This is a genomic window from Duganella sp. AC237 (genome assembly GCF_979254035.1).
Genome location: NZ_CEEDEW010000003.1, coordinates 2,847,533 through 2,872,554 on the forward strand (window position 1 = coordinate 2,847,533; position 25,022 = coordinate 2,872,554).

19 protein-coding genes are annotated in these 25,022 nt (G+C 61.3%); 16 read left to right on the plus strand and 3 right to left on the minus strand.

Features of this window, described 5'->3' with window-relative positions; all coding sequences use genetic code 11:
• Positions 1 to 16: 16 nt before the first annotated feature.
• Entirely contained in the window at positions 17 to 2,161 is a 2,145-nt protein-coding gene (locus AC0IYS_RS13025) for a TonB-dependent siderophore receptor (RefSeq protein ID WP_471705537.1), read from the minus strand.
• A gap of 248 nt (positions 2,162 to 2,409) precedes the next feature.
• On the opposite strand from AC0IYS_RS13025, the gene AC0IYS_RS13030 reads away from it, so the two are divergent.
• A complete protein-coding gene (locus tag AC0IYS_RS13030; RefSeq protein ID WP_471705538.1) occupies positions 2,410 to 3,144 on the plus strand; it encodes a hypothetical protein in 735 nt (244 codons plus the stop codon).
• A 60-nt stretch (positions 3,145 to 3,204) separates the two neighbouring features.
• Entirely contained in the window at positions 3,205 to 5,715 is a 2,511-nt protein-coding gene (galB, locus tag AC0IYS_RS13035; RefSeq protein WP_471705539.1) for a beta-galactosidase GalB, read from the plus strand.
• 15 nt (positions 5,716 to 5,730) lie between these two features.
• Here galB and AC0IYS_RS13040 read toward each other — a convergent pair whose 3' ends face one another.
• The gene (locus tag AC0IYS_RS13040; RefSeq protein ID WP_471705540.1) at positions 5,731 to 6,048 is read right to left on the minus strand and encodes a hypothetical protein; all 318 of its coding nucleotides are present in this window, start codon (positions 6,046 to 6,048) and stop codon (positions 5,731 to 5,733) included.
• A 276-nt stretch (positions 6,049 to 6,324) separates the two neighbouring features.
• Between AC0IYS_RS13040 and AC0IYS_RS13045 the strand changes: the two genes are divergently transcribed.
• The 5 genes from AC0IYS_RS13045 to AC0IYS_RS13065 all read left to right on the plus strand — a co-directional run bounded on the left by AC0IYS_RS13045 (position 6,325) and on the right by AC0IYS_RS13065 (position 11,270).
• Entirely contained in the window at positions 6,325 to 6,912 is a 588-nt protein-coding gene (locus AC0IYS_RS13045; protein WP_471705541.1) for a hypothetical protein, read from the plus strand.
• 373 nt (positions 6,913 to 7,285) lie between these two features.
• Positions 7,286 to 8,854 carry an AAA family ATPase gene (locus AC0IYS_RS13050; protein WP_471705542.1) on the plus strand — a complete coding sequence of 523 codons (1,569 nt, stop codon included), beginning with the start codon at positions 7,286 to 7,288 and terminating at the stop codon, positions 8,852 to 8,854.
• Complete coding sequence (locus tag AC0IYS_RS13055; protein ID WP_471705543.1) at positions 8,854 to 9,714, plus strand: HNH endonuclease; 861 nt, start codon at positions 8,854 to 8,856, stop codon at positions 9,712 to 9,714. Before AC0IYS_RS13050 ends, AC0IYS_RS13055 begins: the two co-directional genes overlap by 1 nt.
• 485 nt (positions 9,715 to 10,199) lie before the next feature.
• Positions 10,200 to 10,625, plus strand: coding sequence for a GNAT family N-acetyltransferase (locus AC0IYS_RS13060; RefSeq protein WP_471705544.1), 426 nt, complete (start codon positions 10,200 to 10,202; stop codon positions 10,623 to 10,625).
• A 111-nt stretch (positions 10,626 to 10,736) separates the two neighbouring features.
• Complete coding sequence (locus tag AC0IYS_RS13065) at positions 10,737 to 11,270, plus strand: DUF488 domain-containing protein (protein WP_471705545.1); 534 nt, start codon at positions 10,737 to 10,739, stop codon at positions 11,268 to 11,270.
• A gap of 33 nt (positions 11,271 to 11,303) precedes the next feature.
• Here AC0IYS_RS13065 and AC0IYS_RS13070 read toward each other — a convergent pair whose 3' ends face one another.
• Positions 11,304 to 12,086, minus strand: coding sequence for a DUF2243 domain-containing protein (locus AC0IYS_RS13070; protein ID WP_471705546.1), 783 nt, complete (start codon positions 12,084 to 12,086; stop codon positions 11,304 to 11,306).
• 253 nt (positions 12,087 to 12,339) lie between these two features.
• Between AC0IYS_RS13070 and AC0IYS_RS13075 the strand changes: the two genes are divergently transcribed.
• The 9 genes from AC0IYS_RS13075 to AC0IYS_RS13115 all read left to right on the plus strand — a co-directional run bounded on the left by AC0IYS_RS13075 (position 12,340) and on the right by AC0IYS_RS13115 (position 24,965).
• Complete coding sequence (locus tag AC0IYS_RS13075; RefSeq protein ID WP_471705547.1) at positions 12,340 to 13,392, plus strand: LacI family DNA-binding transcriptional regulator; 1,053 nt, start codon at positions 12,340 to 12,342, stop codon at positions 13,390 to 13,392.
• Between the two features lie 23 nt (positions 13,393 to 13,415).
• On the plus strand, positions 13,416 to 14,660 hold the full coding sequence (locus AC0IYS_RS13080; protein WP_471705548.1) for an extracellular solute-binding protein: 1,245 nt from the start codon (positions 13,416 to 13,418) through the stop codon (positions 14,658 to 14,660).
• Positions 14,657 to 15,727 carry a carbohydrate ABC transporter permease gene (locus AC0IYS_RS13085; protein WP_471705549.1) on the plus strand — a complete coding sequence of 357 codons (1,071 nt, stop codon included), beginning with the start codon at positions 14,657 to 14,659 and terminating at the stop codon, positions 15,725 to 15,727. The genes AC0IYS_RS13080 and AC0IYS_RS13085 overlap by 4 nt, the downstream gene beginning before the upstream one ends.
• Before the next feature lie 8 nt (positions 15,728 to 15,735).
• Positions 15,736 to 16,608, plus strand: coding sequence for a carbohydrate ABC transporter permease (locus AC0IYS_RS13090; protein WP_471705550.1), 873 nt, complete (start codon positions 15,736 to 15,738; stop codon positions 16,606 to 16,608).
• Positions 16,609 to 16,641: 33 nt separating this feature from the next.
• Positions 16,642 to 17,619 (plus strand): family 43 glycosylhydrolase, encoded by a 978-nt coding sequence (locus AC0IYS_RS13095; RefSeq protein ID WP_471705551.1) that lies wholly within the window; start codon positions 16,642 to 16,644, stop codon positions 17,617 to 17,619.
• 48 nt (positions 17,620 to 17,667) lie between these two features.
• The gene (locus tag AC0IYS_RS13100) at positions 17,668 to 19,962 is read left to right on the plus strand and encodes a GH32 C-terminal domain-containing protein (RefSeq protein ID WP_471705552.1); all 2,295 of its coding nucleotides are present in this window, start codon (positions 17,668 to 17,670) and stop codon (positions 19,960 to 19,962) included.
• Position 19,963: 1 nt separating this feature from the next.
• Positions 19,964 to 21,082, plus strand: coding sequence for an ABC transporter ATP-binding protein (locus AC0IYS_RS13105; RefSeq protein ID WP_471705553.1), 1,119 nt, complete (start codon positions 19,964 to 19,966; stop codon positions 21,080 to 21,082).
• Positions 21,079 to 22,014: a carbohydrate kinase family protein gene (locus AC0IYS_RS13110; RefSeq protein ID WP_471705554.1), complete on the plus strand. Its 936-nt coding sequence runs from the start codon at positions 21,079 to 21,081 to the stop codon at positions 22,012 to 22,014. The genes AC0IYS_RS13105 and AC0IYS_RS13110 overlap by 4 nt, the downstream gene beginning before the upstream one ends.
• Positions 22,015 to 22,103: 89 nt before the next feature.
• Complete coding sequence (locus AC0IYS_RS13115) at positions 22,104 to 24,965, plus strand: TonB-dependent receptor (RefSeq protein WP_471705555.1); 2,862 nt, start codon at positions 22,104 to 22,106, stop codon at positions 24,963 to 24,965.
• Positions 24,966 to 25,022 lie beyond the last annotated feature (57 nt).

Genomic DNA, 25,022 nt, shown 5'->3' on the forward strand with positions numbered 1-25,022 from the left:
GCGTGGTTTTAGCGCCTTACCAGCGATAGCTGAGCGATGCCTTCACATTGCGCGATTCACCATAGAAGCAGGCGAACGGGCAGCTGGTGTAGAAGTGCTTGTCGGCCAGGTTGCCGACATTGAGCGCCAGGCGCCACGGGCCGGTGCTGTAGCTGGCCATGGCGTCGATGACGGTGTAGGCCGGCGCCACCACGTCGGTGTAGGTGCTGGTGGTCTCGCCCATGTAGCGGGCACCGGCGCCGATCTTCAGGCCGGGCACGCCGAAACCGCCGAAGCTGTAATCCCCCCACAGCGAGAACTGGTTGTACGGCACGCCGTTGGTGCGGTCGCCGACCTGCTCGGGGAACAACGGGCTGGCCCTGGTCACGCGCGCGTCCGTATAGGTGTAGGCGGCAAGCACCTGGGCGTTGCGCCCGATCCGTCCGCGCGCCTCGAGCTCGACACCACGCGAGCGCACCTCGCCCTGCTGCCGCGCGTAGCGGCGGTCCAGCGGGTCCTGGCTCAGCACGTTGCCCTGGGTGAGCTGGTAGGTAGCCGCCGACAGCATCAGCGCGCCGCCGGCGGGCTGGTAGCGCACGCCCGCTTCGAACTGCTCGCCCTCGGTCGGCTTGAAGCGGCTGCCGTTGCGGTCGGTGCCGCTGGTGGGCGCGAACGACTGGCTGAAGCCGACGAACGGCGCCAGGCCGTTGTCGGCCAGGTAGACCAGCCCGGCGCGGCCGGTGAAGGCGTCGCTCTTTTCATGGTCGGCCGAGCACAGCGACGGATTGCGGAAGTCGCATTCGGTCTGGCGCACCCAGTCCTGGCGCCCGCCCAGCAGCAGCACCCATTTGGCGTCGAACGTCATCTGGTCCTGGAAGTACAGGCCCATCTGCTTGTCGCGGGTGCGGAACCCATACGAGTAGACGGCCGGACCGAGCGTGCCGCCGTACACCGGCGCGTACAGGTCGACCGTGCCGACGGCGCGGTCGAAGCGCTCGCTGGTACGCTTGGTTTCGGTGTAGTCCAGGCCGACCAGGGTTTTGTGCGCGATGCCGGCGGCGCGCCAGTCGTATAGCAGCGAGGTGTCCGAGTTCAGGCGGTTGGTGTGCTCGTCGCGGTCTTCGGCGAAGCGCTTGATGGTGCGCTGGTCGGCTTCGTAGTCGGCGGCCGTGCCGATCGCGGCCCAGTCCTGGTCCATATGGTATTTGCGCAGGCTGTGGCGCAGCTTGAGGTTGTCGGTGAACGCGTGATCGACGATGTAGCCGGCCGAATAGCGCTTGATGCGGAAGTGGTCGTAGTCCGGTTCCCCGGTGAAGCGCTCGCGCGGGATCGTGCCGTGCACGTTCGGGCGCAAGGTGCCCGCGGCGGGCAGGTCGTCGGCGCCGTAGTTGCCGCGGTCGCGCTGGTATTCGGACAGCAAGGTCACGCTGGTGGCGGCGTTGGGGCGCCATGTGAGCGCCGGGGCCAGGTAGGTGCGGTCGTCGCGCATGTAGTCGATGAAAGCGCCGCTGTCGCGCTGCAGGCCTGTGAGGCGGTAGGTCCACACGCCGTCCTCGCTGAGCTTGCCGCCGAAGTCGCCCGAGACCTGCTTGCGGTCGAAGGAGCCGACCTCGACGTTGAGTTCGCGCAGCGTGTCGGCGGTCGGCCGCTTGCTCACGGTGTTGAGCACGCCGCCGGGCGAGGACATGCCGTACAGGATGGAGGAGGCGCCCTTGAGCACCTCGATGCGTTCGAGGCCGTAGACCTCCTGCTGGCCGTCGAAGCGGTTGACCTGGTAATTGGTGCCGTCGCGGAAGGTCGACAGCAGCTGGAAGCCGCGCAGCGTGATCTCGTCGCCGGTGCGTTCCGGGCGCAGGGTGCCGCCGACCGCGTAGCCGAGCGCCTCGGCGATGGTGCGGGCGCCGAGCGTTTCAATCTGCTCGGCGCCGATGATGGTGATCGACTGCGGCGTTTCGATGATCGGGGTGTCGGTCTTGGTGCCGCTGGCGCTGCGCCTGGCCGCGTAGCCGGCCACCACGCCGGTGGCCGTCTCCTGTGCCCCGGTCACGTAGACGGTCGGCAGGGCGCTGTCGGGTTGCGGGGGCGGCGGCGTTTCGGCCGCGCCGGCGGCGCCGGAGAAGAACAGGCCGGCCAGGCCAGCCTGGAGGGCGCGTGCGATCGGGGTCGGTTGGGTGCGAGGCATTTCTGGTTGGTGCATAAAGTGAGTCAGGCGATCGAGAAGGGTTGGATAAACAAGCCGGGTGGCATATTGCTATTTGATTACGGTACAGGCGAAGGTTCGCCTTGTTCGTAGACGTTCTGGCATCGCTTTTGTTCAGTCGCTGCCGACGGCTCGGGTCGGCGCTGAGGCAGTAAAACGATGAATGTTTCTTTGGCTGCTCTATAATTCAAACGTTTCCGTTAAGCCAAACATGGCGCCAGACCAATTCCATGACGTCCATCGCTCCGACCTTACCCTTCCGCGCCACCACCGAACAAGCCTGCGAGTGGCTAGCCCTGCAGGGCGTGGCCGACGCCCCGTGGACCCTGGCGCGCCTGATCGGGAGCGGCGTCACGCCGTACGTCTGGCTCGACTACGATGCCGCCTACCCGGAGCTGTTCGGCGACGCCAACGGCGGCTACGCGGCGCCGATCTTCTTCGAGGGTGACACCGCGCGCCTGGCCGCCGGCAGCGAGGACGTGCTGATCACCATCACCAAAGATGCCTACAAGATCGTCGCCAAGCTGCCGCCGCCCGGTTTCCGGCGCGCGCTGCACGAGCTGCGCTTCCAAAAGAAGGATCTGGAACAGCTGGCCGCGCGGCTCAAGCGCGAGGCGCAGCCGCAGCCACCGGCCAAGACCGAAGGCGTGAAGGAGTCGCAGGACGGCATCGGCCGCGACGAGATCCTGGCCGCCTTCGACGGCCTGGCCAAGCTCGATCTGGCGCAATCGCTCGACGACGGCATCGGCATCTTCGGCGACGATGGCGCCCGCGTCAAAGGCAGCGGCGGCAAAGGCAAGAAGAACAAGCACAACACGCTGTGGAATCCCGTCACCCTGGCGCTGGGCTTGAACGAGGTGTACCGCGTACCGGTTCCGCGCCTGAAGAAGGCGTTCGCCACGCATGACTTTCTGTACGCCTGGCGCGCGGACTGGGAGTTGTCGCTCACGCTGCTGAACAAATAAATCAGTTTTACCCCACCCCGGCACCACGCTTTTATCCATCGACTCTTTCAAACGGACCCTATGAGATATTTACGCTCCCTGTTGATGCTCGCCGTCGTCGCCTTCAGCCTGAACGCTCCCGCCCACGCGGACGAGCGTGCCGTGCGCGAACGGATTTCCTTCAATGCCGACTGGCGCTTTATCAAGGGCGAGCCACCGGGCACCGTGAGCGACGCGGCGTTCGACGACAGCCGCTGGCGCAAACTCGATCTGCCGCACGACTTCGGTATCGAAGGCCCGTTCAAGCAGGAGTACGAGGGCGAGACCGGCAAGCTGCCGTGGTGGGGCGTGGCGTGGTACCGCAAGCACTTCGCTGCCCCCGCCAGTGACGCCGGGCGCCGCGTCTTCATCGATATCGACGGCGCGATGTCGCACGCGACCGTTTTTCTCAACGGGCAGAAGGTCGGCGGCTGGCCTTACGGCTACTCGTCGTTCCGCCTGGAGCTCACGCCCTATCTGAAGCCTGGCGCGCAAAACGTGCTGGCGGTGCGCATCGATAATCCGGAAGATTCGTCGCGCTGGTATCCGGGCGGCGGCATTTACCGCAACGTCTGGCTGGTCAAGACGACGCCGCTGCACGTGGCCAACAACGGCATCTTCGTGCTGACGCCGACCGTGACCGCCGATGCCGCCACCGTCGAGATCCGCGCGACCCTGGACAACCAGGGCGCCGACGCCGAGGCCAAGGTCAGCACCGCCGTCTACGCGCTGGACGCGGCCGGCCGCCGCACCGGCGCCGCGCTGGCGCAGACCGCCGCATCGGCCAGCGCCAAGATCGTGGCCGGCAAGCAGGCGATCCTGACGCAGTCGCTGCAACTGGCGCGTCCGCAGCTGTGGAGCCTGCGCGCGCCCAAGCGCTATGTCGCGGTCACCACGGTGACGGCGAAAGACCAGGTGGTCGACGTGGTCGAGACGCCGTTCGGCGTGCGCACCATCGCCTTCGACGCGGCGCGCGGTTTCCTGCTCAACGGCGAGCGCGTGATGCTGCAAGGCGTCAGCCAGCACCACGACCTGGGCGCGCTCGGCGCGGCGCTGAACGTGCGCGCGCTGGAGCGCCAGTTCGAAATTCTGCAGCAGATGGGCGTCAACGCCATCCGCACCACGCACAATCCGCCGGCGCCCGAGCTGCTGGAGCTGGCCGACCGAATGGGCATGCTGATCATCGTCGAAGCGTTCGACGCCTGGCGCATTCCCAAGACGAAGAACGACTATGCCACCCTGTTCGAGGCTTGGCACGAAAAAGACCTGCGCGCGATGGTCCAGCGCGACCGCAACCATCCGAGCGTGATCGCCTGGAGCATCGGCAACGAGATCATGGAGCAGGGCCAGCCGGAAGGTTGGAAAGTCGCCGTCCACCTGGCCGACATCGTCCGCAGCGAGGACCGTTCGCGTCCGACCACGGCTGGCTTCAACAAGATCAACTCCGGCTACGACGGCTTCCAGACCGCCATCGACGTGTTCGGCTACAACTACAAGCCGGCCGAGTATGGCCGTCTGCATCAGAGCGCGCCGTACCTGCCGCTGTACGGCAGCGAGACCTCGTCCACCGTCAGCTCCCGCGGCGAATACTTCTTCCCCGTTAGCGACGACAAAACAAAGGGCGCGTTCAATTTCCAGGTCAGCAGCTACGACCTGACGGCGCCGCCCTGGGCCTGGTCGCCGGACGTCGAATTTGCCGGGATCGACAACAACCCCTTCGTCGCCGGGGAATTTGTATGGACCGGTTTCGATTATCTGGGCGAGCCGACGCCGTACAACGACGACGCCACCAATGTGTTCAACTTCACCGATCCGGCGCAGCAGCAGGCCGCCGCCAAGGAGCTGGCCGAGCTTCGCAAGATCAAGATGCCGTCTCGTAGCTCGTACTTCGGCATTGTCGACCTGGCCGGCTTCAAGAAGGACCGGTTCTATCTGTACCAGGCGCGCTGGCGGCCCGAGCTGCCGATGGCGCATCTGCTGCCGCACTGGAACTGGCCGGAGCGGGTGGGGCAGGTGACGCCGGTGCATCTGTACACGTCGGGCGACGAGGCGGAGTTGTTCCTCGATGGCCAGTCGCTGGGCCGCAAGAAGCGCGGCCCGCGCGACTATCGTCTGCGCTGGGACGATGTGGTGTACAAGCCGGGCACGTTGCGGGCGGTGGTGTACAAACAGGGCAAGCCGTGGGCCGAGGATACGGTGCGCACCACCGGCGCGGCGGCCAAGCTCAAGTTGGCCGCCGACCGCAGCGCGTTGAGCGCGGACGGCAAGGACTTGTCGTTCGTGACGCTGACGATCGCCGACAAGGACGGGCTGTCGGTGCCGCGCTCGCACAACAAGGTCAAGTTCACCGTCAGCGGTCCGGCAGAGCTGGTCGCCACCGACAATGGCGACGCGACCAGCCACGTGTCGTTCCAGTCGCCGGAGCGGCCGGCGTTTAATGGCATGGCGCTGGCGATCGTGCGTACCAGGCCCGGGCAGGGCGGCAAGATCGTCGTCACCGCCACCAGCGAAGGGCTCGGCAGCGCGAAGGTTGAGCTGAGCAGCAAGCCGTAAGACTTTTTTGGTTACTCAAGGCCAGCCGCCTTCCTTATGGAGTCGGCTGGTTTTTTTGTCGCCTTTCTTCGTGAGGTTGCCGCCCCCACCGCTGCCGCCTGTCATGCCGCTCTGCGCCAGGCCGACGTCGTGCAGGTCGCCGCCATGTTCGCCGCCCATGCCGCCGGAGTGCTGGCCACCGTGGCCGTGCTGGCCTTTGCCGGCATCTTTTGCCGCGCCTTTGTTGACGCCTTGGCCGCTATCGGCCCCCTCGGTGCCCGCGTTTTTGGTACCGCTCAAGCCGTCCGTCGCGCCGCTGCCGCCGACGGATTGCTGGTGATTGTCGTTGCTCATTACTGTCTCCTGAAAGTTGAGTGAATGGGAAATACTAACCTTGGCTGTTGCGCTGGCCTATCGGCATAGCACCGCTTTGTACGTAGGCGAAAATTTACAAAACGATTGAAAACATGCATCAGCTTTTTGCGGTAGTGATGTGCTCAGAAAGTCCTTTTGCTTGCCTTTGTAGTTACGCACGGCTTACACTGGTCCTGATGTAAGTCTTACTATCCCTGAGCGGATTTTTCAAAGTGACTTACCAACAGACACGCCGTCAATCGGTCGATAAAAACTATGGAAAAAATTAATACTTCTGAACCAGGGCCAGACTTCGATGCGGTTGTCCGCCTTCAGTCCGAGCTTCGGACGGAATCTCCTCGAGGCATCGTATTAGTTTCCGCCGCTATGCTTGAGGAAGCTCTTCAGGAACTGATGCTTGCTCGCTTCGTGCCGAACTCATCTTCCTCAGACGCACTTTTTGATGGTCCAATGTCGCCGTTTGGTTCATTCAGTGCAAAAGTGGACGGAGCCTATCGAGTGGGTTTGCTAAGTCACCAGTTCTGCCGGGATTTACACATTATTCGTCGAATCCGCAACGAGGTTGCACATCAACCTAAAGGCTTTACGTTTGACGAGGCCGGAACGAAGGCTCGCGTAAACGCGCTTTCCCAATCACATGGTATATACAGTCGGAGTCCGGAATGGCTAAAACAGCGAGGAACGCCGTCTGTAAAAGAACAGTTCCTCGAGGCCGCTACCTGGATGCTCTTTTACCTAGCCGCAGAAAGAGAACGGGTTCGTACCATTTCCCCTCATGGTCCTGAATTCGGTTATTACGCAACAATGGATAACGAATCTGGTTTGGCTACCAATGCTTCCTAGTGTTGGTTGAGAACGAAGCGCCTATTGAATAAAAAATCCGACCGATGCTGCTAACACAATGACTAAGACATAATATCTTTATGTCTGCTCCGGTCGCGTTGCGGGAGTATCCAATTTAAGGAAGTTTAAGCTACTTGATCCGGAGAGTAGAAGCGGTTAGTACAGGGCTCGGCCGATCTTGGTTCTTTATGATTTTCGTGACGGTAGAATGTCCGTGGCGACTTCCTCGACCATTACATAAGACTTGAAGTGTCGCACCATAACGTTGCAACGACAAGTTGATTTCTTGAAACTGTGCGCGTCGCTAAGATGCTATCTGATGCATAAGTTTTTCCGATGATAGTGACTCTAAACGTAAAAATTAACTATTTATATGAAATTTAAAATAGCTGGGCGATCAAAGGTTAATGAAAAAGATGTGGGTACAGTTTTTTTAGAGATGGATCATTGGAATGACTACTCGTTTGTGACAATGTTTCGGGTGATCTACATTGACCTTCTGGGTCAGAAAAACGATATCGGCGTTACAAAAATTGGATTCAAAGGGCAAACCGTAGAGAAATACACCTATTCGACCTTAGATCCTGAGTTTCTAAGTTTGGGCGATGAGTATTTTTCGCTTGGGCAAGATGTAAAGTTTTACCGCAGGCTGGGAGAGCTCTCTGGTGGCATCGGTGTTTCAATTCTAGCTGCGTTAAGGGATTTGGTGTATACACCCCAGATACTTCATGAAATTGAAGGCGAAGAGGTTCTTAGAATATCACTACTTCGTGATGTTCCTCGCAGTCTTATTTCGGGTCAGTTTTTCCGTGCACTTGTAGGGTCTGCGGAGCGCACTGACTTCAACTTTCGATTTATCAGACCTGAGACAGAGTACCTAGGTCAGATTGCTGTAGATTTTTCTATAATTGTCGATTCAACGCCTAGTACAAATATACATGCAATTATTGGGCGAAATGGAGTTGGCAAGACAACGCTTCTAAATGGAATGATAGAGGCTATCACCAAAAGGTCTAATTATTCTAAATTTATTAATCTTAGCTCGCCGGGGGAGCGCGAGATTGGTCTGGATTATTTTAGTAGTCTCATTTCGGTATCGTTTAGCGCCTTTGATCCCTTTAATCCACCTCTTGAACAACCAGACCCGTCCAAAGGAACGTGCTATTTTTACATAGGATTAAAAGATCCAAAGCAACCAGACCTTCATCGTACTATTCCAGAGTTGAGAGCTGATTGTGTGAGGGCATTGATCGGCTGTTTTAGAAATGATGGAAAACAGAAGCGATGGCTGCATGCTATCGAGAAGCTTGGCTCCGATGAGAACTTTGCTGCAATGAATCTAGCGCAACTGCGAGAGGTCTATCAACAGGTCCAGAATCGTAGGAAAGGCGAGCAATCAGATTCGAACGCAGTTTTCGAAGACTATGCTGCCGAAGTTGATAAATATCTCTCGCGCATGAGTTCTGGCCATGCCATCGTACTTTTGACGATCACACGGTTAGTGGAAACGGTTCAAGAAAAATCGCTCGTTTTATTGGACGAGCCAGAAAGTCATCTACATCCGCCATTACTTTCGGCTTTCGTCCGGGCTCTTTCCGATTTGCTTCTCGATCAAAATGGCGTGGCAATAATAGCGACACACTCGCCCGTTATTCTGCAAGAAATACCACGTTCTTGCGTATGGAAAACATATCGTATTGGGAAGGAAATTTCGTTTAAGCGCCCAAAAATCGAAACATTTGCGGAAAATCTCGGGATGCTGACCAGCGAGGTATTCAGCTTGGAGGTCGTGCGCTCTGGCTTCCACGACATGCTTGCCTCGGCAGTTCTTTCAGGCGACTCTTTCGGGCAGATAATTAAAAATTATGGTGATCAACTTGGGCTGGAAGGAAGAGCAATACTTTTAGCGTTGATAGCGGAGCGCGATGGGAGAATTGCCTAATGATGCGTCTTAGTCATCCAGTCTTGAATTTTGGCGCAACACTGGAAAAATGCATCGAAGGAATTTTAGGAAACGAGGAGTTAAAGGACAAGATAATAGACGGACGACAAGCTCTGCTGCAGGCAGGTAATGACTATGTCATTACTGGCAATAGCGGGGCGCTTTGGTCCATCCAGCCGGTCGATACCTCCGTGGATAAGAATCCGATCGTCGTGGGAAAGTTGACCAAGTCCGAGCTAATAAATCTTTATGAATACTATTTTCGTAATGAGAAGAAAGCTGCGCGTAAAATTTACGAGAAATTACTAAATTCGGCTGAGGATGATTGTCCTTTTTGTGGCGGTATTGGTAGTCCTAGAAATCTTGATCACTTTTTACCCAAGGCACATTTCCCTCAATACTCTATTTTTCCACAGAATCTTGTCCCGTCGTGCCGCGACTGCAATATGGACGGTAAGGCTGAGCGCTATGCCACTCGCGCGGATGATCAGGTCATCCAGCCGTATGTCGACCATGACCGGTTTTTTCAGGAGCAATGGATTTATGCTGACTGTACACTCAATGCAACGGGTACCCCGGTAGCCGTGCGCTACTTCGTTAATGCACCTGCGCCCTGGGATCAAGTGCACAAAAACAGAGTGCAGAGGCACTTTGATGATTTTTCGTTAGGGCGGCGGTATTCGGTTGAAGCAGCAGTACAGCTAAAAATCGTAATGGATCAAATTTCCAAGCTAAAATATGCTGGTGTTGACAATGCGAATATTCGCGACGCGCTATTGCTTCCTGGAGTCCAAAAAGCGCCGTTTATTAATCACTGGCTTCGCGGAATGTACCAAGCGCTCTCAAACCATCTCGTATGACGGAAATGGATACCATTGCGAAATTATCGTCAGTATATAGCTTTGGAGGGTCGGTTATCTATTAATCGTTAACCATCTAGTCCGTGCCGTATTAAGTTTTGGCATAAAATAAGATACTTCTTGGGTAATCTCAAATTCACATAGTGACCGAGCTGTAGGGTCATGGCGGGTGTGCCGAGCGTCGGAGTGGTTACTTGCGTATCCGAGCGCCACGCTGGCCGTTGAGTTCGCCCAAATGAGGGTAGCTATCGCTACCCATCCTTATGACATCCACACTGGTCTCGATCTTCAGCCGTTGCACAGACGCTATCGAAGATTTGATCGGACGGCTACGGCACCCTCAGCATCGTTTTCCTGATGACATCCGGATACTGTCCAGTGCAGTCAGGCCGCAGCTGTTTTTTCCAGTCCCTATCCTATGTAGATGTTCGAAATGTGCGGGTACCTCATTAAACTATATATTTGCAGAGAGAAAAGGGCGTACTTTGAAGCGGAATGTCATTATTGTCAGCGATAGCGTAGATCCTCAGTTCGAAGACGCTATTGGTAGAGGGTTGGATGAATTCAATCAGCAGGTATCGGGATTAAGTGACCGACGTCCGCTGTGCGTGATCGTGAGGGATTCCGATAGCGACGAAGCGCTGGGCGGAATCGTCGGACGGACTTCGCTCGGGCTGGCCTTTCTGGACCTGTTCCACCTGCCGGTTTCTTCACGCGGTTCAGGACTGGGCACGAAAATCCTGGCGGCCTTCGAAGATGAAGCGCGCGAGCGAGGTTGCCGATCAGCCGTGCTATACACAATCAGCTTCCAGGCGCCCGGATTCTATGAAAAAAATGGGTGGGTACGTTTCGGCGAGATTGAATCCGATCTGGAAGGTATTAGCCGAGTTTTCATGAGCAAGAAGCTGTAGCTGGTTTTGCAGGTCTGCGCCCGCGACGCGGCTAAGCGGGCGTCGGAACGGTGCGCTTCGCGGCCTAAGTCCATGCCAGAATGTACGCCCGGCTTACCGCGAAAGAGGCGTATGACACCTGAGCTCGTCTTCACAATCGGCCATTCCAACCGTACCATCGAAGACTTTATCGGACTGTTGTGGCAGAACGGGGTTGGCTGCCTGATCGACATCCGGACCATTCCCAAATCGCGCCACAATCCGCAGTTCGGCCAGGAGCAGTTGGCGGCATCGCTTGCCGACGCCGGCATCGAATACCGCTACCTGGCCGGCCTTGGCGGCCTGCGCCGTCCGCGCGCCGATTCACCGAACGCCGGCTGGCGCAACCTGTCGTTTCGCGGGTACGCCGACTATATGCAGACCGATGAGTTCGCGGCCAACGTCGATACCGTGATTGACATCGCCCGCAGCAAGCCCTGCGCGCTGATGTGCGCGGAGGCCGTGCCGTGGCGCTGCCACCGCTCGCTGGTGGCGGACGCATTGCTGCTGCGCGGCGTGCGCGTCGACGACATCATCGATGCACGCGGCCGGCGTCCGCACAAGCTGACGCCGTTCGCCAGTGTCGAGGGGCTGCAAATTATCTATCCGCCCGAGTCGCCCTCATAGATCGGTTGCACCTGGATCCGGTGCATGATGCGATCAGATTTTTGCTTGAACCCTGGTCCAGTTGACGCAGCCAACGGCGCCAACGGTGCCCCCAACGAGGGCCGCACCATGCCGATAAAACTGGTGTTTATGTTCCGGAGCGACGGCTACCACCACCACAGCCATCTCCCGGTCGGTCCATACCAGCCGGGCGTCGGTTGCCTTTAAGGCGGCGAAGACGTCACGGGGCTCGGCGCCATAGCCAAACACAACAGTGGTAAATTGGCCGTCAGGCGCTGGCTGCAACGCCCAGGTGCCAGCGCCGGCCGCGCCAGCTGTCAGCAGCACCAGCGCTACCGCAGAGTTGCGCAGGCGCGCGGCGTTGGTTCGGTAGACCCACCATGCCGCGATCATCGGTAGCACGCCGAAGGCAGCGAGCCAGATGAGATCCCACATCAAGGGGTCTCTGTCGAGCCGCACCCGGTGGATACCCATGATCCAGTGCGCCAACCCGATATCCACCCAGTTCCAGACCCCAAACCCGAGTAATACAGAACCGATCAGTGCGCTGCCCCATTCTCCATGCGTAGAGTTTCTGGAGCGCCACAGGCCCCACAGTCCAACGACGGCGATGACGTACATCAACACGTGGAAATAGCCGTCCCACAAGATTTGCAGGCGCAGGTCGTCCATACCTTCCACCAGGCTGAGGAAGTGGTGCCACTGAAGCACTTGATGCAGTAGGATGCCGTCGAAAAATCCGCCAAGGGCGAAGCCCAGCACGAATCCCCACTTCGCCCATGGCGACTTTAGAACAGAAGCAATAGTGTTATTCATGTCACCCCCCCGATTGAGATGGGCGGATTTTATCCGAACTCACCCTGCCTATTTAATCCATTACGTTAAAGAAAAAGCAAGCTGGGCGGAGGGCAACCTGCACCCGCCGATTTGCACTGATCGGGAGCTTCTCAATATTTTTGTTGACTGCAATCTCCGGAATCCATATCATTTGCAAAACAAATGACAACGTTGGACATTTTGCGGCAGACGGCAAGACTCCAGCGCTGCGGCAAATAATCAAGGAGACTGTGTGGCAACGATTCACGATGTGGCGGAGAAGGCCGGTGTGTCCATCAAGACCGTCTCGCGGGTGCTCAACGGCGGGACCGAGGTGTCGGAGAAAACCCGTACCCGTATCGAGCAGGCCATGCGCAGCCTCGAATTCACGCCCTCGGCTGCCGCGCGCATGCTGCGTGGGCGTCCGACAGGGCTGGTCGCCGTCATCGCCGAAAAGCTGACGACGACGCCGGATTCGTCCGAGATCATCAAGGGCATACAGCTGGTATGCGAGCAGCTTGGCAAGGTGATGCTGATCGGCGAGACCGGCGGCCATGCCGATGTCGCCCACCGCCTGGTGGCCGACATGCGCGAGCGGCGGGTCGAGGCGATCCTGTTCGCCACGCCGTTTCATCGCGAAGTCACTGTCGAATCGCTGCTGGGCAGCACGCCGGCGGCGCTGGCCAACTGCTTCGAGGCGCCGGGCCGCTACACGCAGGTGGTGCCGGATGACGAGGGCGGCGGCTACGCGGCCGCGCAAATCGTGCTGCAGGCCGGCCACCGCGAGATCGCCTTCCTCCAACTGATACCGGGCATGGTGGCTACCGGATTGCGCCTGCGCGGTTTCGAGCGCGCGATGCGCGAGCATGGCGTCACGCCGGATCCGGATTGGCTGATCCATGGCGCGGAGGCGGGCGACGCGGACGAGTTTTCGCACCTTGCCGATGCCGTCGACCGCCTCTTCGCCAGTGACAACCGGCCCACCGCCATCCTGTGCGGTAACGACAAGATGGCCATGCGCGTCATTTTCATTTTGCAGCGGCGCGGTTTGCGCGTGCCGGCAGACGTGTCGATTGTCGGCTTCGATGATTTTCGATTGATCTCCGAAGCGCTGGACCCGGGCCTGACCACCGTCGCGCTGCCGTACCGCGAAATCGGCGAGCTGTCCGGCCGCCATGTGCTGGAGCAGGCCTCGGCGCCCGCCGCCACCATCCGCGTGCCGTGCGTGCCGGTGATGCGCGGCACCGTCGCCGCGCCATCGGCCAGCGCGGTCAAGGCCATGCAGGCAATGAAGGCCAAGCGATGAGGCGCGGGTTGTTGGCGGCGTTAATGTTCACGACGGCGCTGCCGGTGCTGGCCGGGCCGGTGCAAATCAAGCTGTGGCGTCACGATACCGGCGACGCCGAGATGGCATCGGGCAGGGCGGCCGTGGAGCGCTTTAATCGTTCGCAGCAAAAGTGGAAGGTGGTTGTGGAGTCGATACCCCAAGGTTCGTACACCGAGTCGATCACCGCCGCCTCGCTGGTCGGTCAACTGCCGTGCATCATCGCCATGGACCAGCCGACCGTGCCGAACTTCGCCTGGGCCGGGCATGTGCGCGCGCTCGATGCGCTGCTGCCGGCAGACGCCGTGGCCAAGCTGCTCGAAGGCGGACGCGGAACCTACAAGGGCCAGCTGTATAGCGTGGGCCAGTTCGACGTGGCGCTGGCGCTGTTTTCACGCCGCTCGCAGCTGGACGCGCTGGGTGTGCGCATGGCGACGATGGAGCAGCCCTACACGGCGGCCGAATTCCACGACGTGCTGGCGAAGGTGAAGAAGAGCGGACGCTATCGCTTTCCGCTGGATTTGAACGGCCGCTTCAAAGGCGAGTGGTACAGCTATTCGTTTTCGCCATGGCTGCAAAGCGCCGGCACCGACCTGATAGACCGCGACGGTTATGTGCGCGTCGATGGTGTGTTGAACAGCGATGCGGCGGTCGCCGTCGGCCGCTATTACGGGCGCCTGTTCAAGGACAAGCTGGTCGAGCGGATTCCGGCGGACGACAAGGCTTTTGAACAAGGCCGCTCGCTGTTCCATTACACCGGCTCGTGGAAGGCGCGCGAATACAGCGAACAATTCGGCGACGATCTGGTGGTGATGCCGCCGCCGGATTTCGGCCATGGCCCCAAGATCGGCGCGGCTTCCTGGCAGTGGGGCATCACGCGCAGCTGCCGCCAGCCCGACGGCGCGGCGGCGTTCCTGGCGCACCTGATCTCGCCGGCGGAAATCGCCGCCGCGTCCCGCGACACCGGGCTGGTGCCGGTGAGCGCGGAGGGGGCGGCGCTCACCGAACATTATCGTCCGGGCGGCGACTGGCGCATCTACTTCGAGTTTGCCAAGCGCTATGCGGTGTCGCGGCCTGCCAGTCCGGCCTATCCGGCGATGTCGTCGGCGTTTGAAAAAGCGATGGCCGATATCCGCAGCGGCAAAGACGCCACCGAGGCCTTCGATGAGGCGGTGGAGGCGATGGAACATAACATCTCGCGCAACAACGGCTACGGGTTCGCCGCGCGCAAAACGGAGGGCGGCTTATGAAAACCAGACTTGGCCGCGAAAATCCGTTCGCGGTGGCAGCCTTCGCCTCGCCGGCACTGCTGTTGTTCGTGCTGTTCGTGGTGCTGCCGATGCTGCTCGCCGCCGGCGCGACGATGACCAATCACCGGTTGATGTCGCCCGAGGCGACGAAGTACGTGGGACTCGATAATTACCGGCGCCTGCTGGCGCTGAATGTCGCCGTCGTCGAGCCGGTGCGCGACGCGCAGGGCGCCGCCGTCCGTGACGAGGAGGGCGTACGCTATCCAACGTGGCGGCAGGTCCGCAAGGACAAGCCGGCGCTGGAGGGCTATCGCCCCGCGTTCCAGATCGATATCCGCGAATCACGCATTGTGCTGGCGGCCACCGATCCCTTGTTCTACCGGTCGCTGATCAACACCTTCCTGTTCGCGGCGCTGGTGCTGCCGTTGCAGTGCGGGGTGGCGCTCGGCCTGGCGATCCTGGTCAACCAGAAGATCCGTGGACGGGTATTTTTCCGCACCGTGTACTTCGCACCGGTGGTGACGTCGATGGTGGTGGCGTCCATCGTGTGGGCGTTCATGCTCAATACGGATCGCGGCATGCTCAATGAACTGCTGCGCGGCCTGCTGCATGACCCCAACGCGGGACCGGACTGGCTGGGCGACAGCCGCTATGCCTTGCCCGCCATCGCTTTGATGTCGGCCTGGCAGGGCGCCGGTTTCCAGATGCTGGTGTTCCTGGCCGGCCTGCAGTCGATCTCCCACGAGTTGTACGAGGCGGCCACGCTGATGGGTGCCAACGCGTGGCAGCGGTTTGTGCATGTCACGTTGCCGGGTCTGCGCAACACCATCATCTTCGTGCTGGTGTCGACCACCTTGCTGGCGTTCGGCCTGTTCACGCAAGTCGATGTAATGACCTCCGGTGGCCCGCTCGATTCGACGACCACGGTGGTGTACCACGCGGTGCGCAGCGGCTTCAAGGAGCAGGATGTGGGCTACGGCTCGACGATCACGCTGGTGTTCTTTGTTATCGTGCTGGCGCTGTCGGCGTTGCAGCGGATGCTGGTGTCGAAGGGAGACGCGAAATGAATGTAAAAATGAGCCGAACCTTGCGCGATATCGCGCTGTTCATCGGCATGAGCGCGATCGGCATCGTCTTCATCGCGCCGCTGCTGTTCATGTTCGTATCTTCCTTCAAGAGCGACAGCGCGATCTTCGCCGATTTGAACAAATTGTCCGCCTATCTGCCGTCGGCCGAGTGGTCGATGCGGAACTACACGTCGGTGTTCGAAAAGAGCGACCTGCCGTCCTTCCTGCTGAACTCCACGTTGATCGCTGCGCTGGTGGTTGTCGGCGGCATCATCATCAACAGCATGCTGGCGTTTTCGATCGCGCGCATGCGCTGGCGCGGACGCAATCTGGTGCTGGCGCTGGTGGTCGCGATGGTGATCGTGCCGTTCGAGGTGATCGCCATTCCGCTGCTGTCGCTGGTGGCCAAGCTGCCCTGGCCGGCCATCGAGCATGGCCAACTGGTGATGCACACCGGCTGGTTCAACAGCCTGCACGTGCAGGTGATCCCGTTCCTGGCGAACGCCTTTTGCGTCTTCCTGTTTTACCAGTTCTTCCGCGATATCCCGCCGGAGCTGGATGAGGCGGCGAAGATGGACGGCGCCGGGCCTTGGACCGTGTACGCCAGGATCATCATGCCCAACAGCGGTCCGGTGATCGCAACCGCCGCGATCGTGCTGTTCATCTCCGCCTGGAACCAGTATCTGTGGCCGATCATGGTGATTCAGGGCGAGGCGTTCCGGCCCGTGCAGCCGGGCATACAGCAATTCTTCGGACGCACCAATTCGTGGGGACAGATCATGGCCTACGCATCGGTGATTACTTTACCCGTGCTCGCGGTGTTCCTGGCGTTCCAGCGGCAGTTCGTCGCCTCGGTCGCCGGGACCGGCATTAAAGGATAACTTGGGCTAACGCGGGCTAACTTTGGACTACACATGACACTTAAACTGAACGATAAATTCATCTGGGACTTCTGGCACTTCGAGGAGGCGGGCGAGCAGCACCTGTTCTTCCTGCAGGCCAATCGATCGATCGGCAACCCGGACCTGCGCCACTGGAACGTCTCGATCGGCCACGCGGTGTCGCAGGATCTGCGCAACTGGACTTCGCTGGGTACGGCGTTCGGTCCCTCGGCCTCCCCGGCGTGGGACGATTTCACCACCTGGACCGGTTCCGTGATCAAGGCCGAAGGGTGCTACCACTTGTTCTACACCGGCACCTGCCGCGCCGAAAGCGGTATGCGCCAGCGTATCGGCCACGCCACCTCGGATAGCCTCGACGGTCCTTGGGAGCGCGTCGGCACCGGCCTGGCGCTGGATCTGGACGAGCGCTTTTACGAGGAATACGAGGAAGGGCGCTGGCACGACCGCGCCTTGCGTGACCCTTGGGTGCTGGCCGATAAAATCGACGGCCAGTATCACATGTTTTACACGGCGCGCCGCAACGACGGTCCGCTGTATGCGCGCGGCGTGATCGGCCACGCCGTGTCGCCGGATCTCGTGAACTGGACGGCGACGGAGCCGGTCTACGCCGGCGGCCATTATGGCCAGCTGGAGGTGCCGCAGGTGTTCGAGCGCGATGGCCGCTGGTACTGCGTGTTCTGTAACATCGCCGCGCATTGGACCGAAGAGATGCGCGCGCAGTACAAGGGCGGCGTCTCCGGCACCCATTATCTGGTGGCGGACAATCCGCTGGGACCATGGCAACCCGCACCGGGCTTCCTCGATGGCGATATTCCGTGCCGCCGCTACGCCGGCAAAATCCTGCACGATCCGGTGACAGGCGACGACTGCCTGATGGCGTTCGAAGACAGCGGCGCGGACGGTCAGTTCGTCGGCCAGATTTGCGATCCGATTCCGCTGCGGTTGGAGAACGGCCTGTATGTAATCGACGGTTCTTTGGCACAGAAATGACAACGATAGACAGCCGGTTGTAAAAATGAGAAAGCTGGAGGAGACAATATGAATTATCGCTACGCCGTCGCCAGTCTAGTACTGGCGGCCACGCAGGCCGTGGCGGCCGACGCCGCGCCGCCGCTCGCCCGGTGGGGGCTGGACGAGCAGGGCGGCAGCCAGACCGTCGAGCAGGTGTCCGGACGTCGCGACCAGGTCAACTATGTGTTCAACCGCGCGCGCTTCAAGCCTGACTCGTCGCCGTTGTGGCGCCCTGCCGCCAGCTGCATCCATCAAGGCTGCCTGCTGTTCGACGGCTATTCGACCGACGTAACCGCGCCGCCGCTGACCAGCGCCGCGTTGCAAGGCGGCTTTACGCTGAGCGCCTGGGTGGCGCCCCACGCCTTCGAATGGGGCGATGGCGGCCACTATTCGGCTTTCGTCAGCCAGTTCGACGCCCAGGCCAGGAAAGGTTTTTCGTTTGGCGTCTACCGCTTCGGCACCTGGGGCATCAAGATGGGCCTGGGCGGAACCATCGCCGATGTGCGCGTCACCGATCGCAAGCTGCCGCGCGACACCTGGTCGCACGTGGCGGCGAGCTACGATCCGGCCACGCGGCGGGTTGCCCTGTTCTTGAACGGTGAATTGGTGGCCGAGAAGGCGATGCCTCCGTCGGGACGGTTCGCCATGGCGGAGTTACCGCTGACAATCGGCCGCTACTCGCAGCCGGAGCAGGTCGGCGGCGTTTTCAAGCTCAATACCTTCCTTGGTTTGATGGACGAGGTGCGTATCGACGCCGGTCCTTCCGATGCAGTGGCGGTGGCGCGCATCGTCACCGGCGATCTGGCGCCGCGCGCGGGCAAGGCGCCGGCGCTGTCGCAGGCCGATATGAATGTCCCGGCGAGTACCTTCGACCGCGACCGTCACCGCCCGCAGTACCACGTGATGCCCGATGCCGGCTGGATGAACGAGCCGCACGCGCCGTTTTACTATCAGGGCCAGTACCACCTGTTCTTCCAAAAGAATCCGTTCGGCCCGTTCTGGCATCAGATTCATTGGGGGCACTGGGTCAGCGCGGACATGGTGCATTGGCGCGAGCTGCCCATCGCGCTGGCGCCGGAAGACGACGGCCTGGCGACCGATGGCATCTGGTCCGGCAGCGCCACCCACGCCGCCGACGGCACGCCGGTATTGTTCTTCACCGCCGGTAACGACAAGGCGCGTCCCAACCAGCGCACCGGCATGGCAACGCCTTGCGATGTGCGCGACCCGGACCTGGCCTGCTGGAAGAAATATCCAACACCCGTCACCTTGCAACAGCAGGGCAAGGGGAAATTCGGCGAGTTCCGCGATCCGTTCGTGTTCCGTGACGGCGACCGCCAGCACTGGTTCCAGCTGGTCGGCTCGGCGCTGCCGGGCCGCAGCGGCACGGCGCTGGTGTACGAATCGGCGGACTTGGTCAACTGGAAGCCGCGCGGTCCGCTGTTCTCGATAGACGCCAAGCCTTTCCCCGACTTCGAGAAAACCTGGGAGCTGCCGGTGCTGCTGCCGATCGGTAAAGGCGCCGATGGCCGCGAGCGGCACGTGTTCCTGAACGATGTGCGAGGCCAGGCCTACTACTGGATCGGCGTATTCGACGCCGCCGCCGCGCGTTTCAAGCCCGATAGCGACGCGCCGCGCGTGTTCGATGTCGGCCAGGGACACTTCTCCGGGCCAAGCGGGTTTGTCGACCCCAAGACCGGCCGCTCGATTGTCTTTTCAATCGCGCAGGGCGAACGCACGCTGAAGGACGAGTGGGACGCCGGCTGGGCGCACAACGGAGGCTTGCCAATCGCGCTGTCGCTGGGTGTCGATGGCGATCTGCGGCTGGCTCCCATCGGTGAGTTGGGCAGCCTGCGCGGCCGGCAATTGCTCGATTTGCGCGATGTCGGCGTGGACGACGCGGCCATGGCGCTGACGGCGCTGCGCGGCGATGGAATCGAGATCGAACTTGAGCTCGCGCCATCGTCGCAGGCCGCGAAGCGCGGTCTGAGCGTGCGGGTGGCGCCCGGCCGGGCCGAGGCGACCGATTTGTACGTCGACGGCGCCGCGCGCCGTCTGGAAATCGACCGCACCCTGTCCACCATCGGCAAGTCGTACGGGGTGCAAGGCGGCGCCTTCGACCTGGGCTCGGAGAACCTGCGCATGCGCCTTTTCCTGGACCGCTCGATGGTCGAGGCCTACGTTAATGAACGCAAGAGCCTGACCAGCCGCGCTTATCCAAGCCGCGGGGACGCGGACGGGCTGGCTTTGCTGGCGGCGCCGGGCGACCGGGTCGTCTCGCTCAAGGTGTGGGCGATGGGCGCCGCGTTGAAAGGAAAATGAGATGGCAACGATCGCATTGCAAGGGGTGGGCAAGACTTACCCCGGTAAAGAGTCGCAGTACATTCTGCGCGGCGTCGACTTCACGATCGAAGATGGCGAGTTCGTGGTGCTGGTCGGTCCTTCGGGCTGCGGCAAATCGACGTTGCTGCGCATGATCGCGGGGCTGGAGGAAATCAGTGCGGGAGAGATCCGCATCGACGGCTTGACGGTCAACGATACCCCTCCCGCCAAGCGCGGGTTGTCGATGGTGTTCCAGAGCTATGCGCTATACGCCCACATGAGCGTGTTCGAGAACATCGCCTTCGGCCTGCGGCTGGCGCGCGTGCCCAAGGCGGAGATCAAGGTCGCCGTGCACGCGGTGGCGAAGATGCTGCAAATGGAGCACCTGCTCGAACGGCATCCGCCGCAGCTGTCTGGCGGCCAGCGGCAGCGCGTCGCCATCGGCCGCGCCATCGTGCGCAAGCCGCGCGCGTTTCTGTTCGACGAGCCGCTGTCCAATCTGGACGCCGCGCTGCGCGCCGACATGCGGGTGGAGATCGCCCGCCTGCACAAGCAGTTGGCCGCCACCATAGTGTATGTGACACACGACCAGGTCGAGGCGATGACCCTGGCCGACCGCATCGTCGTCCTGGGGCCGGCTGGCGTGCAGCAGATCGGTGCGCCGATGTACCTGTACGACCATCCGGCCAACGTGTTCGTAGCAGGCTTTATCGGCAGCCCGAAGATGAACCTGGTGGCCGGTTCCCTCGATGCGGACGGCAGCTTGCGAATCGGCAGCGCGGGCCTGGACTGGCCGGCGCCGGCCGATGCGCCGGCGGGCGCCGTGACCGTCGGCATCCGGCCGGAGCATCTGGTGGCCGACCCCCAGGGCGCGATTCAGGGCGAGGTAATCCTGGTCGAAAGACTGGGCGCCGAGTCGTATGTCCATCTGGCCGTGCCCGGCCTGGCCAAGCCGCTGATGGTGGTGGTCAAAGGCGAGCCGCCGGCCGCCAACGCGGCGTGGCGCGTCAGTCCCGTGGGGGGCCGCGTGCACGTTTTCGACGAGGGTGGTTTGCGCATCGAGCCACGCATTTCAAACAACATAACGGCCGGCTTGGCCGGCGTAGTGGAGGCGGCATGATCATCGTATGTGGCGAGGCTTTGTTCGATGTGTTTTCCGACGGCGACACCGACACCGGTTTCGCGCTGTCGGCGCGGGTGGGCGGTTCGCCTTTCAACCTGGCGATCGGCCTGGCGCGGTTGGGACAGCGGCCGATGTTCTTCGGCGGGCTGTCGGCGGACCTGTTCGGCCGCAAGCTGGCCGATACGCTGGCGCGCGAAGGAGTCGACACCTCTTGTGCGCCAAGGCCGGAGGCGGCGACCGCGCTGGTCACCATCGATGTCGACGCCAATGGCGTGCCGGCCTACACCTTGTACGGCAGCCAGACCGCCGACCGGTCCGTGACCGTGGTGGACCTGGAGCGTGTGCCGCTAGAAGCGTCGGTGATTCACGTTGGCTCCTACTGCATGGCCGTCGAACCGGTCGCATCGACGTTGCGCGCCCTGGTCACGCGCCAGCATGCCCGCAGCCTGATCGCCTTCGATCCCAACGTGCGGCTGACGATCCAGCCGGATCGCCAGGTCTGGACCGACGCCATCGCGTGGATGCTGCCGCTGACGGACTTGTTGAAGATCAGCGACGAGGATATCGGCCACCTGTATCCCGGCCTGTCGCCGCGCGCCTTCATCGACATGGCGCTGGATGCCGGCGTGGCGCTGGTGGTGGTCACGCGCGGCGGCGACGGCGTGCTGGCCGCGACGTCGGCGCTGGCGCTGGAACTGCCGGCCGTGAAGATCGACGTGGTCGATACCGTCGGCGCCGGCGACACCTTCCAGGCGGCGCTGCTGTCGCATCTGGGCGAACGAGGCGTGTTGACGCGCACCGCATTGAAGCAACTGGACCTGCCGGCGCTGCAAGCGGCGCTGGGCTTCGCCGGCCGCGCCGCCGCAGTCACCTGTTCCCGGCGCGGCGCCGACATGCCACGGCTGGAGGAGGTGCGCGACCACCGATAAAGTCCCTTTCACTGCAATGACAACGTTGGACAGCTAAAACTTGGACAGGCCGTCGCAGCGCGGCTGATAATCATAAAAGGAGATGCGAAATGACTTACCCAATCAATCGTTATAACCGTTACATCGCTCGTTCGGCGGCACTGGCGATCTGCCTGGCGCCGGCGCTGGTGTTCGCGCAGCAAAACAGCACGGCCGCAGCCACTCCCACCGCCGCCGTCAGCGGGCAGCAGAACGCGGACGCCAATGGCGCCGACCCGTCGGCGGTCGTCATCGTCACCGGCGTGACCAAATCGACCACCAAGAAAAACGCGACGTTCTCGATCAACACATTGACGGCCGAGGAGATCCAGCGCCTGGCGCCGATGAGCACCGCCGACATGCTGGCGAACTTCCCCGGCATCTACTCGGAAGGCGGCAGCGCCGGCGAGGCCAGTAACAACATCACCGTGCGCGGCTTGCCGGTCACCGGCGGCTACCGCTTCGCTCCGCAACTGATCGACGGTTTGCCGGCCTTTGAAGAGCCGGAAGCCCCGTTCATGAACAACGACATCTTCATCCGCGACGACTTGATGACCGAAAGCGTGGAACTGGTCAAGGGCGGCCCTGGCGGCATCCTGTATTCGAATGGCCTGGGCGCGACCGTCAACCACGTCACCCGCACCGGCGGCGACAAACTCGCGGGCGGCTACAAGATCGAGTACGCCGACTACGGCTTCATTCGCCAAGATGCATTCGTTTCCGGTCCATTGAGCCCCAACCTGACCGGCGCCGTCGGCGGTTTCTATCGCCGCAGCGACGGCGTGCGCGACACCGGCTACACCGCCGACCGTGGCGGCCAGGTACGCGGCAATCTGGTTTACACCAGCGACGACGGCAAGACCACTTTGCGCGGCGATGCGCTGGTGATCAACGACCGCACCGCGTTCTATCAGAACCTGCCGATTTCGGTGCCTCGCTTTGCCAACCCCGGCACGCCGGCCAATCCGACCAAGATCAACCAGGACACCATCGAGCCGCTGGGCATCGACTTCGCGCACGGCACCACGGCCTCGCAGTACAACCGCAAGTTCAATATGATCGGCGAGTACGGCACGCGCACAATCGACCAGGCCGACGGCATTCACCCGGACTTCAAGATTTTCACGCTGAGCGGCTCGCACGAGTTGAAGGACGGCTGGAAGCTGTCGGCCGGACTGCGGCACACCACCGGCAGCAATGGCTTCAATGCTGTTTTCACGGGTAACGATACGGCGACGTCGACCAACTTCCTCAACGCCCGCTATCAGAACGACGTGATCTCGCCTGCGCACGGGGCGGCGCTGGCTTGTAACCTGAATAACGCCAAGCTGATTGGCTTCTTCAACGTGCCGAGCAGCCAGGCCTGCGGCGCCTTCGCTAACATCAGTCGCGAGGATTTCATCAGGCGCTACGCCAAGGCCACCGGCGTGGCCGGGCGCTACCTGAACGACGGTACTGCGGTGCCGGCATCGGCGAACCTGAATTTCATGATCCCGTTCGTCGCCGACGTCGACGCCTCCAGCACCTCGCTCGACCTGAAGACACAGAAGTCCTTCGAACTCAAAGGCGCGCATGACCTGACCTTCGGCGTGTACAAGAGCCGTTACAGCTACAAGCCCAACTTCCAGCAGGCGCTGTTGGTCAGCGACGTCTCGAACCAATCGCGTCCGGTCGATCTGATCGCGGTGGACGCGCAGGGCAACCAGGTCGGCCCGAGCCTGACGCAGGGTGGGGCGATCCTGCCGGGATGGGGCGGTTTTGTCAGCGACATCCGGGGTGACGGCAACGCCGCCTATCTGCTCGACCACTGGGAAACCATGGGCAAAAAGCTGAAGATCGATGCCGGCGTGCGCTGGCAAAACCTGAAGGCGGACGGCGTGCGGCGCGACCGCAACGTCATCACCGATCTGACGCCGGCCAATGTGGTTGTCGGTTCGACCCAGGATACGACGGCGGACAATGAAGTGAGCCTGCCGGGCGCGCCGCAGACCTTGAACAAGACGTATCACGGCTTCGGCTGGTCATTGGGCGGTAACTACAGCTTCAGCAAAGCCTTTGCCGTGTATGGGCTGGCGTCCGACTCGTTCCGCCTGCCCAGTCTCGAGGACATCAACAACCTGACCACGGCGACGGCCACCGTCGTCAATGGCAGGACGGTGGAGGTCAGCGCGGTGGAACATATCCGCCAGTACGAAATGGGCTTCAGATACCTGACGCGTGGATTCGGCGCGTCGGTGGCGGCGTTCTACAACAAGTTCTCGCCGCGCAGCGCGGTCAACATCTACAAGGACATCCAGTCGTCGCAGTGCACCAGCGCCGGCGGCGTCACGCAGATCAACTCCTGCCCGGACGTGGCGCAGCTTTATCAGCGCGGTATCCAGAACGTCGGCACTGAAGTCGAATTGTCCTGGCGCCCGGCTGCCATCCAGGGGTTGGAGTTGAAGGGCAATATGGTGATGCAAAATCCGAAGGTCAAAGGCGCCAACTACACGACCACGCAAGAGGACAAGGACGCGCAGGGTGTCATCACCGGCTACCACTACGTGCAGGTCAGCGAGGACGGACGCCGGCCGCGCCGCCTGCCCAAGGTGATGTTCAACTTCATGCCGTCGTTCGACCTCAAGCCGCTGACCGACATTCCGGTCAGCGTGTACGCGCAGTACCAGCACTACGGATCGCGCTTCTCCGAGGCGTCCGACAGCAACGTGACCTTGTTCCCCTCGTATCACATCATCAACGCGGGCGCGCAGTACCAGATCACCGAGCGTTTGAGCGCGCACCTGCATGTGGCCAACCTGACCAACCAACTGTCGTTCACGGAAGGCGATCCGCTCTTCAACGACCTGTTGTCGCCTGACGGCTCGCGCAACCGTGGCGTGGCCAGGCCGTTGTTTGGTCGGACTTTGCGGTTCAGCCTTACCTACATGTTCTAAGTTGACCCGGAACGCCGGCCTCGATGTCGCAGCTTCGTGCGCTGACATACAGAGGCC